The sequence below is a fragment of the Pedobacter cryophilus genome (assembly GCF_005116455.1).
In the GTDB taxonomy this organism is placed as follows: Bacteria; Bacteroidota; Bacteroidia; order Sphingobacteriales; family Sphingobacteriaceae; genus Pseudopedobacter; species Pseudopedobacter cryophilum.
The window spans coordinates 325852-338394 of the sequence record NZ_SWBP01000001.1 but is presented as its reverse complement, the minus strand read 5'-3'; the positions used below and the strand labels follow the sequence as shown (position 1 = coordinate 338394).

Annotated in this window: 13 protein-coding genes; 6 read left to right on the top strand and 7 right to left on the bottom strand. The window is 32.6% G+C overall.

The features are described from left to right. Both FA046_RS01405 and FA046_RS01400 read right to left on the bottom strand, forming a co-directional pair. The gene (locus tag FA046_RS01405) at positions 1 to 2049 is read right to left on the bottom strand and encodes a protein-disulfide reductase DsbD family protein (RefSeq protein WP_136824577.1); all 2049 of its coding nucleotides are present in this window, start codon (positions 2047 to 2049) and stop codon (positions 1 to 3) included. Positions 2050 to 2078: 29 nt separating this feature from the next. Beyond that, the gene (locus FA046_RS01400) at positions 2079 to 2849 is read right to left on the bottom strand and encodes a biotin--[acetyl-CoA-carboxylase] ligase (RefSeq protein ID WP_136824576.1); all 771 of its coding nucleotides are present in this window, start codon (positions 2847 to 2849) and stop codon (positions 2079 to 2081) included. A 44-nt stretch (positions 2850 to 2893) separates the two neighbouring features. On the opposite strand from FA046_RS01400, the gene rsfS reads away from it, so the two are divergent. The 5 genes from rsfS to FA046_RS01375 all read left to right on the top strand — a co-directional run bounded on the left by rsfS (position 2894) and on the right by FA046_RS01375 (position 7893). Beyond that, positions 2894 to 3268, top strand: a complete 375-nt coding sequence (gene rsfS, locus FA046_RS01395) for a ribosome silencing factor (protein ID WP_136824575.1) — start codon at positions 2894 to 2896, stop codon at positions 3266 to 3268. Positions 3269 to 3289: 21 nt separating this feature from the next. Next, positions 3290 to 5380, top strand: coding sequence for an ATP-dependent zinc metalloprotease FtsH (ftsH, locus tag FA046_RS01390; RefSeq protein ID WP_136824574.1), 2091 nt, complete (start codon positions 3290 to 3292; stop codon positions 5378 to 5380). Between the two features lie 85 nt (positions 5381 to 5465). Continuing rightward, complete coding sequence (locus FA046_RS01385) at positions 5466 to 6113, top strand: LutC/YkgG family protein (protein ID WP_136824573.1); 648 nt, start codon at positions 5466 to 5468, stop codon at positions 6111 to 6113. Positions 6114 to 6347: 234 nt separating this feature from the next. Next, positions 6348 to 7427, top strand: coding sequence for a 3-oxoacyl-ACP synthase III family protein (locus tag FA046_RS01380; protein WP_136824572.1), 1080 nt, complete (start codon positions 6348 to 6350; stop codon positions 7425 to 7427). 4 nt (positions 7428 to 7431) lie between these two features. Further along, positions 7432 to 7893: a nuclear transport factor 2 family protein gene (locus FA046_RS01375; RefSeq protein ID WP_136824571.1), complete on the top strand. Its 462-nt coding sequence runs from the start codon at positions 7432 to 7434 to the stop codon at positions 7891 to 7893. Positions 7894 to 7965: 72 nt separating this feature from the next. Here FA046_RS01375 and FA046_RS01370 read toward each other — a convergent pair whose 3' ends face one another. Both FA046_RS01370 and FA046_RS01365 read right to left on the bottom strand, forming a co-directional pair. After that, complete coding sequence (locus tag FA046_RS01370; protein ID WP_136824570.1) at positions 7966 to 8721, bottom strand: zinc ribbon domain-containing protein; 756 nt, start codon at positions 8719 to 8721, stop codon at positions 7966 to 7968. Next, positions 8721 to 9818 carry a Nif3-like dinuclear metal center hexameric protein gene (locus FA046_RS01365; RefSeq protein ID WP_136824569.1) on the bottom strand — a complete coding sequence of 366 codons (1098 nt, stop codon included), beginning with the start codon at positions 9816 to 9818 and terminating at the stop codon, positions 8721 to 8723. Before FA046_RS01365 ends, FA046_RS01370 begins: the two co-directional genes overlap by 1 nt. A 111-nt stretch (positions 9819 to 9929) precedes the next feature. On the opposite strand from FA046_RS01365, the gene FA046_RS01360 reads away from it, so the two are divergent. Continuing rightward, positions 9930 to 11372, top strand: coding sequence for a tetratricopeptide repeat protein (locus tag FA046_RS01360; protein WP_136824568.1), 1443 nt, complete (start codon positions 9930 to 9932; stop codon positions 11370 to 11372). Here the strand turns inward: FA046_RS01360 and FA046_RS01355 are convergent. The 3 genes from FA046_RS01355 to FA046_RS01345 are packed head-to-tail and all read right to left on the bottom strand — an operon-like array spanning position 11369 to position 12437. Continuing rightward, positions 11369 to 11731 (bottom strand): TM2 domain-containing protein, encoded by a 363-nt coding sequence (locus tag FA046_RS01355; protein WP_136824567.1) that lies wholly within the window; start codon positions 11729 to 11731, stop codon positions 11369 to 11371. The genes FA046_RS01360 and FA046_RS01355 overlap by 4 nt on opposite strands. After that, entirely contained in the window at positions 11728 to 12030 is a 303-nt protein-coding gene (locus FA046_RS01350; RefSeq protein WP_136824566.1) for a DUF2752 domain-containing protein, read from the bottom strand. The genes FA046_RS01355 and FA046_RS01350 overlap by 4 nt, the downstream gene beginning before the upstream one ends. Then, the gene (locus FA046_RS01345; RefSeq protein ID WP_136824565.1) at positions 12030 to 12437 is read right to left on the bottom strand and encodes a DUF4199 family protein; all 408 of its coding nucleotides are present in this window, start codon (positions 12435 to 12437) and stop codon (positions 12030 to 12032) included. Before FA046_RS01345 ends, FA046_RS01350 begins: the two co-directional genes overlap by 1 nt. Positions 12438 to 12543: the final 106 nt, after the last annotated feature.

Sequence of the window (12543 nt, the reverse complement as noted above, 5' to 3'; positions counted from 1 at the left end):
TTATTTTTTATTTTGATAAGCTGCTAAACCACTATCAAGAAAATTCACATAATTTTTAATGTCGAGATTAAAAGCTTGTGGTTCAACTAATACATTTCCTTCGCTATTCACAATCACGTAATAAGGTTGCGAGTTGGTTTGAAATGTTGAAGCTTGAAAATCGCTCCATTTATTGCCAATAGTTTTGATTTTTTTGCCAGAAAATTTAGAAATATATTTTTCATTTTCTGGTAAATCTGTTTTATCATCAACATAAAGCGATATTAGAACGTAATCTTTTTTTAATCGCTCTAAAACCTCTGGTTCGCTCCAAACGGCAGCTTCCATTTTTCTGCAATTCACACAACTATGACCAGTAAAATCTATTAATACTGGTTTGTTTTGTTGTTTTGCATAAGCTAAACCTTGCTCGTAATCAAAGAACGCATTTAAATTGTGTGGCGCTTTAAATAAGCCTCCGTATTTTTTCTTAACAGTATCTTGCTTAACTTCTGGCGAAGATAAAGTATTCGTATATAAATCAAAATCTTGTGTGGTTTGTGGAGGCAGCCAAGCACTAATTGCTTTTAGTGGAGCGCCCCATAAGCCGGGAATCATGTAAATGGTAAAAGCCAAAGTAATAATGGCTAAAAAAAGCCTTGGAATGGTAATAAAAGGTAAATCACTATCGTGAGAGAACTTTAGTTTTCCTAATAAATAGAAACCCATCATGGCAAAAATCACAATCCATAGCACTAAAAATATTTCTCGGTCTAAAAATTCCCAATGGTAAGCTAAATCTACGTTTGATAAGAATTTAAAGGCTAAAGCCAATTCTATAAAACCTAAAGTAACTTTCACACTATTTAACCATCCGCCAGATTTTGGTAAAGATTTAAGTAAAGAAGGAAAGCTGGCAAATAGTGTAAAAGGAATGGCTAAAGCTAAAGAGAAGCCTAACATTCCTATTGCTGGGCCCATTAATTCTCCCATTGCGGCAGCTTGAACCAATAATGTTCCAATAATTGGTCCGGTACAAGAAAATGAAACTAATGCTAATGCAAAAGCCATAAAAAATAATCCTACCAATCCGCCTTTATCAGATTGTGCGTCTATTTTATTGATCCATGAACTAGGAAGGTTAATTTCAAAGGCTCCAAAAAATGAAATAGCAAAAACAACCAACAAAACAAAAAACAGAAAATTGAAAATGCCGTTGCTGGCTAATTCATTTAAAGCGTCAGAACCAAAAATTAAGGTAATAATCATTCCTAAGGCTACGTAAATCACAATGATGGATAATCCATAAATACCGGCATGTGAAATGGCTTTACGTCTGCTTCCGGCTTTTTTGGTAAAATAACTTACCGTTAAAGGCAACATTGGAAAAATGCAAGGCATAATCAATGCTAATAGGCCACCAATAAATCCGGCTAAAAAAATGGCCCAGAGTGATGGGTTGGATGTTTGATTGGTAGCATCATTAATCTCGATTTTTGTAGGTTTAATAGTTGTAGAGACTATCTTATTACTGGTGTCAATTAATGTAGTACTATCCGAAATGTTTTCAATGGGTACAGTTGTCGCAACAGGAGTAGTGGCAATTATTGCTGATTTCCCTGCTTTTACCACTAATGAAAACTCTAATTCTTCAGGCGGTAAACATTGTTTATCGTTACAAACCATAAACTCTAAAGTGCCATTTACTTTAACTTCTGGCTTGTTCAAGCTTATTTTTTGTTTGAAAACTACTTTGCGCTCATGCCAAGAAATTTGCATTCCAAAGTTGTTATCAAATGCTGATGTGGCTTTAGGTGTTTCTGAAGTTTTACCTAGGAGTTTGTAATCTGCACTTTTATTAAAAATAAAAGCTGTGGGTATTGGGCCTCCTTCTTCTATAAATTGAGAATAAACATGCCAACCTTGATCTATGTTGGCAGTTAAAAGAATAAAAGCTTCTTTTTCATTGATAGTTTCTGAGCTGAACGACCATTTTACTGGCTTTAAAATTTGAGTAAATCCAGATAAACTGGCCAAAATAAATACCGTAATGGCAATAAATTTTTTCATTAATTTATGATTTTAATAGTTTTGAATGGCTAATCGAAAATGAATTTCACTTCTTTTAAATCTAATTCTTTAAGTTCTTTACCAACTTGTAATAATAACTTACCTGTTGTTGTTACACCTTTAATTGTTCCTAAAACAACATCATTTTCAATTTCAAAATAATGCTGTTCATTTAGTCTGAATAAATTGTTTTTATAGTCGTGAGCTAAAAGTTCTTTTTTTCCTGCTTTTAATTGCAAATACCTGCTTTCAATATTTTTACAAATTTGCGCTAATAATTTTTCAAGTTTATAATCTTTATGTAAGACCTTTGAAATGGAACTTACCCTACCTAGTTGATTTGGAAAATTTATTTGGTTTACGTTTATTCCAATTCCAATAACACTTTCTTTTAAATTATAGCCTTTAGTGACATTTTCGATCAATATTCCACCAATTTTTTTGTCATGAAAATAAATATCATTAGGCCATTTTATGTGGCAATTTTCCCCTAAAACGTTGTTTAAACAATCTATTATTCCAAGAGAAACAGCTTTGTTTAAATCAAATTGTTCATTTACAGCTAAAAAACTAGGTTTTAGGTAAATACTAATGGTTAAATTTTTACCAGCTTCGCTTTCCCAAACATTCTGGTTTTGCCCTCTGCCAGCATATTGATGGTCTGCCATAATAACAGTTCCCTCTATTAATGGCTTAGAATTTGAAAGTAAGTTTTTAAGATAAGTATTAGTAGAATCAATTTCATGTAATTTTACTAAACTATGTCCAACAAATAGCGCTAAATTTGTGTTATTTTGCAATGTTTAATCATATTAATTTAATTGCTCAAAACTAATTTTTTTTGATGGTAAAAAGTAAAATTGCTATCCAATCTACCAATATATCCGAAGCTATCGTTCACGGAATACAGGAAAAGAAGGGAAATGATATCGTGAGATTAGATCTAAGAAACATTCACAGTTCTGTTGCCGATTATTTTATTGTTTGTAATGCAGACTCAACTACGCAGGTAAAAGCTATTGCCGATAGCGTAGAAGAAGAGGTATTTAAAGCGCTAAAAGAAGACCCAATTAGAAAAGAGGGGTTTCAAAATGCCGAATGGATCATATTAGACTATGGCGACGCAGTTGTTCATATTTTTAAAACCGATAAGAGAGAATATTACGGTATTGAAGATTTATGGGGCGACGCAGAAATGAAACATTATCAAAGCGCATAAGGGCGTTTCCAAATTAAAGAAATGAAAGAAAGTTTAGATAAAAAGAAATTAATCAAGAAAGTTCCTGGGAAAAAAATTATTCCTAAGCCACCAAAGTTTAATATTATGTGGCTTTATGGAATCATCATTGTTAGTATTTTAGCCATACAATTTTTTATGAGCGGCAGCAGTGCTCGTTTAATTACTTATCAAAAGTTTGAAAACGAAATGCTTAAGTCGGGAGATGTAGAGAAAGTTGTGGCTTATAAGCAAGAGGAGCTGGTAATTGCAGAAGTTTACATCAAAAAGGAAAAATTAAATGCCGAGAAATATAAAGATTCTCAAGGTAAAAATAATTTTTCGGTAAGCGGAAGCAACCCTCAATATTACTTTACCGATGGCTCTTTTGAATCCTTACAAGCAAGATTAAATAACTCACAAAAAGAGACTCCCGAAAACTTAAAAGTACCTTTAAGCTACGAATCTAGAAGTAATCCTTTGTCTAATATCTTTTGGACAATCATTTTTCCAGTAGTATTATTTGCACTGATTTGGATATTTATCATGAGAAAGATGGGCGGAGGAGCTGGCGGAGGTGCTGGTGGTCAAATCTTTAATATTGGTAAATCTAAAGCAACTTTGTTTGATAAAGAATCTCAGGTAAATATTACTTTTAGTGATGTTGCAGGCCTAGAAGAAGCCAAACAAGAGGTAATGGAAATTGTAGATTTCCTTAAAAACCCTAAGAAGTATACCAATTTAGGAGGTAAAATACCTAAAGGAGCTCTTTTAGTAGGTTCGCCCGGAACAGGTAAAACCTTAATGGCAAAAGCTGTTGCTGGTGAAGCTCAAGTACCATTCTTTTCTTTATCAGGATCTGATTTTGTAGAGATGTTTGTTGGCGTTGGAGCTTCAAGAGTAAGAGATTTATTTAAACAAGCCAAAGAAAAAGCACCTTGTATTATTTTTATTGATGAGATTGATGCCATAGGCAGAGCTCGTGGAAAAAATAGTATGGTAGGTGGAAATGATGAACGCGAAAATACTTTAAATCAACTTTTAGTTGAGATGGATGGTTTTGGAACTGATTCAGGGATTATCATTATGGCAGCAACCAACAGGCCAGATGTATTAGACTCTGCATTGTTAAGACCAGGTCGTTTTGATAGACAAATTTCTATTGACAAACCAGATTTAGTAGGTAGAGAGCAAATTTTTAAAGTTCACTTACAACCACTAAAATTAGCTGAAGGCGTAGATCCTAAAAAATTATCTGCACAAACTCCAGGTTTTGCTGGGGCAGAAATTGCCAATGTTTGTAATGAAGCAGCTTTAATTGCGGCTCGTAAAAACAAAGAAGCAGTTGATATGCAAGATTTTCAAGATGCTGTTGACCGTGTAATTGGTGGTTTAGAGAAGAAAAACAAAATTATCTCTCCAGAAGAGAAAAAGATAGTTGCTTATCATGAAGCCGGACATGCAATTGCAGGTTGGTTTTTAGAACATGCAGATCCATTGGTTAAAGTGTCTATTGTTCCTCGTGGGGTAGCAGCATTGGGTTATGCGCAATATTTACCTAAAGAACAATTTTTGTACACTACAGAGCAACTTTCTGATGGGATGTGTATGACCATGGGTGGTAGGGTTGCAGAAGACATTACCTTTGGTAAGATATCTACTGGTGCGCAAAACGATTTAGAAAGAATCACCAAACTAGCTTATGCAATGGTTACCGTTTACGGGATGAGTGAAAAAGTTGGTAACGTTTCTTTTAATGATCAAGGAGGAGAATACAACTTTAATAAGCCATATTCAGATAAAACAGCTGAGTTAATTGATAGCGAAGTTAGAACCTTAATTGATGGCGTTTATCAAAAAACTAAGGCTTTATTAAAAGATAAGCAAGAAGGGTTAGAAGCTTTGGCGGTTAAACTTTTAGAGAAGGAAATTCTTTTTCAAAGTGATTTGGAAGAAATATTAGGTAAAAGACCATTTGATAACCGTACCACTTATGATGAATTTGTGAATGGAATTGAAGGTGGAGACCAAAGCATTATTGCAGAAAACATCCATACCGAACCGGTTGGAGATTCTACCGAACCATTGAATAGTGATACGGCAGAAATAAAGTAAATTATTTAAAGCGCCTCTCGGATTAACCATCCGAGGGGCTTTTTATTTAAAGTATAAAAGAAAAAATCGCTTTAACTTAGCATGAATGAAGGATAGTACCACCTCTAAAGAAAAATTGCTTAAAAAAATCAGAAAAGCTTTACTAGAAAAAAGAGAGAATCCCTATCCAAATCTAGAAGAACTTCCTCTTTATCCTCCAAACTCAGAAATTTTGGAAGTAGTTTTTGCAGAAGAACTTAGCAAAGTAAGTGGTCAATTTGTTTTTTGTGAAGACGAAATACAGTTTATAGAAAATATTCTTTTATTAGCAGAACAGAAAAAATGGCGAAAAATCTATTGCTGGGAGCCAGCTTTGCAAGAATTGTTAAATCAATATGAATATCCTTTTTACGCTACAGATAAGGATTTTGAGCTTGCAGAAGTAGGTTTAACGTTATGTGAAGCATTAATTGCCAGAAATGGATCAGTATTGGTAAGTAACGCCAATGCGGCCGGCAGACGATTAAGCATTTATCCTCATCAACATATTGTAGTGGCCTATACTTCCCAATTGGTAATGGATTTAAAAGATGCTTTTAAAATTATTAAGGAGAGATATGGTAATCAATTGCCATCCATGCTTTCTACCATTACGGGGCCAAGCAGAACTGCTGATATTGAAAAAACTTTAGTTTTAGGAGCCCATGGTCCTAAAGAGTTATATGTTTTTTTATTAGACGATAGTCCCAAATAAATACCCTTATTTAAATTGATGTGATTTGTCAATAATTTTGAGAAAAATTAGCTGACCCTAATATTTTTTTTCCTAAAATCTAAGGATTCTCGACCGTAATTTTATTCCCAACAAATCTTTTATTAATTTTCTCCGTTTAAAATTTTAATATTTATGAAGAGCAGTTGCCGAATTAATATTAATTCCTAACTTTAACTTTATACCAATTAAGTTTTTAGTCTATATAGTGTGTTTATGGTTCATAAGATAAAGTCAGTGATAAGCGGAACAGGGAAATATGTTCCAAAAAAAGTGATTAAGAATGAAGATTTTTTAAGTCACACCTTTTTTGAGAAAGATGGTTCATTAGTTTTAAGAAACAATACCGACGTTATAAATAAGTTTCAGGCTATTACAGAAATTGAGGAGAGAAGATATGCCGAAGCAGATGAAAACACATCTGATTTAGCTTACTTTGCTGCAAAAGATGCTTTAGATAGTTCTGGAGAAAATCCAGAAGAATTAGATTATATTATAGTAGCACATAATTTTGGTGATATTAATTTTGGCGGAAATAGAACAGATATGGTTCCTACTTTGGCCAGCAGAGTAAAGCACAAATTGAATATCCAAAATCCAGATTGTGTGGCTTATGATTTGCCTTTTGGTTGCCCAGGATGGTTACAAGGAATGATTCAGGCTGATTATTTCATCAGATCTGGAGATGCTAAAAAGGTTTTGATAATTGGCTCCGAAGCTTTATCAAGAATTACCGATCCGCATGATAGGGATAGTATGATTTATTCTGACGGAGCTGGAGCTACTATTTTATCAGCTTCTGTTGAAGGAGAGGCTGGAATTTTAAGTCATAAATCTCAAACACATACTCAAAACGAAGCTTGGTTTTTACGTATGGAAGGTTCTTATAAAGAAGATTATGAAGCAGAAGACGATCTTTATCTAAAAATGGATGGACGTAAAGTGTATGAGTATGCTTTAATTAATGTTCCTTTAGTAATGAAAGCAGCAGTTGAAAAAGCTGGTGTTTCTTTAGATAAAATCACCAAAGTATTGGTTCATCAAGCCAATGGAAAGATGGATGAAGCCATTTTAAAAAGGTTTTTTAAATTATACGGGGTTGATACTCCTCCAGCAGCTATTATGCCTATGACCATTGCCAAATTGGGAAATTCATCGGTAGCAACAGTTCCTACTTTGTTAGATATTATCTTAAAAAATGAAATGGATGGTCAGCATTTAGAAAAAGGAGATGTGGCATTACTTGCTTCTGTTGGTGCTGGAATGAACATCAATGCAATGGTTTATCAGTTTTAAACTCATGATGAAAACTATATTAATAGGTTTAATTGTGTTTTTCAGCTTTTTTGCAATGGCTCAGACTCCTGAAGAATTAAAAGTAAAGCAAAGCATTGAGGCTTTATTTAGTAGCATGGCTAGTAAAGATTCTGTAAAAATAAAGTCGGTGATGCATCAATCAGCAAGGTTGCAAAGTGCTTCATTTGATAAAAATGGAAAATCTGTTTTGAAGGATGATCATGTGTCAGATTTTTTAAAGCAAATTGCTTCCATTCCATTGTCAGTTAATATTGAAGAAAGGATTTTATCTTTTGAAATTAAGATTGATGGTAATTTAGCCACCGCATGGACGCCTTATCAATTTTATGTCAACAATAAACTAAGCCATTGTGGCGTAAATATTTTTCAGCTTTTTAAGGAGGAAAACAACAATTGGAAAATTATTCAGATAGCTGATACCAGAAGAAAAGAGAATTGCGAGTAATACCGGAGTAACACATATAAAAAAAGACCCAAACAACGTTTGGGTCTTTTTTTATATCTAAAAATAAGATGATTAAACTGTAGTTGCTACGTTTTTAATGTCTTCAGCCATAGTTTCATCAACTAAAATTCTACCACAATGCTCGCAAACAATCACTTTTTTGCGTTGGCGAATATCAGACTGACGTTGAGGTGGGATTTGGTTGAAACATCCTGAGCAAGAATCACGCTCGATAGTTACTACCGCTAAACCATTTTTAAAGTTTCCTCTTAAACGGTTGTAAGCCACTCTTAAACGAGCATCAATTTTTTCTTCAGCTTTTTCTGAATCCTTAATTAAAACTTCTTCTTCTTTTTCAGTTTCAGAAGTAATATTAGCTAATTCAGTTCTTTTGATTTCAAGATCGCTTTTTCTTTCCTCTAAATCAGAAAGTGCCTTATCGTAAACTTCAGTTTTGTTGTTAATCTCAAACTGAAATTCTTTGATTTTTTTCTCGCAAACTTGTACTTCTAAACCTTGAATTTCAATTTCTTTTGAAATTGCATCAAATTCACGATTGTTTTTTACGTTGTTTTGCTGTGTTTCGTATTTTTTAACCAAAGCCAAAGATTCTTTGATGATGTTTTTACGATTCACAATTGAATCTTCTAAATCATCTAATTCGGTTTTGATTTTTTGGATACGAGTTTCTAATCCGGCAACGTCATCTTCTAAATCTGCTACTTCCATTGGAAGTTCCCCACGTGTCTGACGGATTTTATCAATTTTAGTGTGGATAGTCTGTAGCTCGTATAAAGCTTCAAGCTTTTGTTCTACGGTTTGTTCCATTAAGACAAATATTTTATTGGGTTTGTATTATTTCCTGTTAAACGGACCGCAAAGTTAGGAAATTTTTTTGTAATTATTTCTAATAGTAATTCTTGTGTAAACTGCTCACTTTCAAAATGTCCAATGTCGGCAATTAGTATTTTTTCATCAGCATCAAAAAACTCATGATATTTAAAATCTGCAGTGATAAAAATATCGGCTTTAGCCTGAATAGCTTTGGGTAACAAAAAGCTACCTGAACCGCCACAAACGGCGATTATTTTTATTTTTTTATCTAGTATTTTGGTATGTCTAATAACAGATAAGCCCATTTTTTCTTTTAATTGATGAAGAAAATCTAAGCCAGAAATTTCTGTTTCCAGTTCGCCAATCATTCCAGACCCCACTTGTTGATGTGTATTTTCTAAAGCATAAATATCATAAGCTACTTCTTCATAAGGATGATTTTCCCATAAAGCAGTCATAATTTTTTTTTCGGCAGGGGCCGGATAAATCACTTCCACCCGCATTTCATTTTCTTCATGCAATTTATTAAGCTCTCCTACAAAAGGTTTAGCTTCATTATTTGCTTTAAAAGTACCTTGCCCGGATGTGTTAAAGCTACATTCACTATAATTACCTATACTACCTGCACCAGCCTCAAAAACTGCATTTCTAACCTCTGTTGCGTTTTTAAGAGGAACAAAAAACACTAATTTTTTGAGTAGGCCAGTTTTTGGAGCTAAAATTTTACAGTTTTTGAGGCCTATTTTCTCGCAAATTTTTCCGTTTACGCCATTTAAAACGCTATCTAAATTGGTATGAATAGCATAAATGGCGATTCTATTTTCTATGGCTTTAATAATTACTCTTTCTACATAATTATTTCCATTAAACTTTTTTAAACCTTTAAAAACAATAGGATGGTGTGAAATAATAATGTCGCATTGGTTTGCAATGGCTTCATCAACTATTTCTTCAGTACAGTCTAAACTAATGAGCGCTTTATGAATCTCATTTTCTTGATTTCCAATTATTAAACCTGAATTATCATAACTTTCTTGATAATTTAAAGGGGCAAATTCTTCTAAACAATCAATTAATTCCTTTAGGCGCATTTTATTAATTTATATAATTGTTTGTTATATGCTATTTGTTTATAAATTTATTCTAATTCTTATTAAAACCTCTCAAAAAAATAACGGTAATTTTTTACAAAAAACAACTGAATGACTTTAAAATATATCTTGCTTGTTTTTTTGATGTTTTTTTCTTGTGCTTGTTTTAGTTCTCAAGATTCTAGTATTAAAGCAAGTATAAAGGAATTAAAATCAGAAACCAACGATGCTGTAAAGGTACAAATTATGGGGAAGCTCTCTTTTGTATACCAATATGTAGATTTTACTAGAAGTCTTTATTACTCTACCGAAGCTTTAAAACTTGCAAAGCGAATTAACTATCCCAGAGGGATTGCAAAATCTTATAATTTTATAGGTTTAAGCTACTCTTCTATAGGTAAGTTAGATAAAGCTTTGCAAAATTATTTGGCGGCTCTTAACGCAAATAAAAAGGCAGGAATTGAAGACGAAACTCCCAAAAATTTAAATAATATAGCCGAGGTTTTGTTGAAAATGGGAGATGTTGAAAATGCTAAAAAATATATAGCACAAGCTTACAGCCTCAATCAAAAGTATAAGAATAAGAAATCAACGTCAATTTCATTAATGCTAATGGCTAGAATATATAGTGCTCAAAATATACACAGCAAAGCTTTAACTCATTTATACGATGCAAAAGAAACAGCGGAGGGAGTAATCGGGATTTTTGATGAGGGTTTTTTTAACACAGAATTGGGAGACATTTATTTGAGAGCTGGAATTGTTGATTCGGCAGAAATAGCCTTTAAAAAGGTTTTAAAATTTGAACCAGCAGAACCAGACCAAGTTATAACTGCTTATTATGGTTTAGCCACTTTAGCGAAAGATAAAGGCTCATTTAATGAAAGTAAAATGTTTTTTGACAAAGCTCTAGTCATCGCAAATCAATCAAACGCCCAATTTGAGTTGATTAAAATTTACGAAGGCTTAAGTAATTTATCATTGTTAATGAAGGATTATAAATCTACCATTAATTATATGAGTAAAAAGGATACGTTAAAAGATGCGCTTTTGGGTTACCAAACATCTGGTAAAATAATTAGCGATTTAAATAGCATTATTACAGAACAAAAAGATTTAGAGAATGATGTGTTAAGAATGGATGCCGTTGTAAAGGAAAATGAATTATCTAAACAAAAAATAATACTCATTATTCTTTTAGGGGGAATAACTGTGTCTGTTTGTTTAGGATTTATTGCCTTTTCAAACTTTAAAAAGAGAAATAAAGCTTATGCAAAACTTCACGAAGCTAATTTAATTATCAAAAAGCACAATGCTAACCTAGAGGAAACGGTAGCAACAAGAACCGACACCATTTTTCTGAAAAATAAAAAATTAAAGGAATTGGCTTATTTTAATTCACATAAATTAAGAAAGCATTTAGCTAATATTTTAGGATTAATTTTTTTATTGAAGGATGAAGGCGAAAAGAAAGAGTATCTAAATCTATTGGAATCAGAAGCTCAATCTTTAGATGCAACCATCAATCAAATTAATAAAATGATTGATGATTAATTTTTTTTCATCATTTCCATAAACCTTCTAGATTCTATTGCCATTTTATGATTGTACTCATTAGCCAAGCTTTTGTAGTTCACTAAATCAATAATAGTTCCTATAAAGCATAAACCAGCCGTTAAAAAATACAAAATGCCCATTCCTATTTGGTTGGTTACAAAACGTTGAACACCCGCAACACCAAAAAAACCTAAAATAGCAAATAAAAGAAGATGTTGAGGATCTCTTCTTTTTCCAGAATAAATCATGGCAAAAGTTTTTTGTTCTTCTTCATTTAAGTTTGCAATAAGTTCTTTCAGATACATCATTTCTTCAACAGTGATGTTAGAGAAATTAAATAAGTAATTTATATTCATGGTTTTAACGGTTTAAAAAGCTTGATTTGTTTTATTGTTAGAGTATAAATTCTATGAGTTATTACAATCAATGCAAAAAAACCTAAAGGATGGATTTTCCAAGATTGATGAAGCTCAAAATGCATTAAATGATGAAGAGAACGACCTAAACCGCAACCAGGGCAAAAATCAAATCCGGCAGCCGCCAATGGGCATAAAGTAAAATGAGGTTTATTGGTGTCTAAAAAAAACAAACACACTAAAGCTGAGGTGAAAAAAAGGAGTTCAAGGGGTGCTTTTTTTAAATATCCCAACAACATTATAAATCTTTTGGGCTATTCATTAATAACAAAGAATTGGCTAAAGTGAATAATAAGCCAATAATTAATGCTCCAAAAATACGCTCCATATAATCAACTGTAAGGTCTTTGGCGTATAAGCTTACATATATAAAGCTAAAAGCAGCAGCCAACAAGCCTCCTACAGCTAAAATTTTAAAGCCTTCAAACAGTCCTTCAAAAAAAGTAAGTTTATTCCCTTGTTGTTTTTTTAAGCCTCTTATTCCAAAATAAAGACCAAAAAACGGAATTAAAATGGAGGTGTATTCTAACCAGCTATTTTTAGAATCTTCTAAATTTTGCGGATTATAACCAGCTGCTTGCATAATTATAATCCATAAGGCAGATACTATGCCTATGATTATTCCCGATATGACTGCGTTTTTCATATTTTTTTAAATTTGTAGAAATCTTTAATTAAATATAAGATTTATCAATTTTATTGGCAAATTTATCTTCTATGTTGGTTTACTTTGTCAATAGTTATATTTGCAG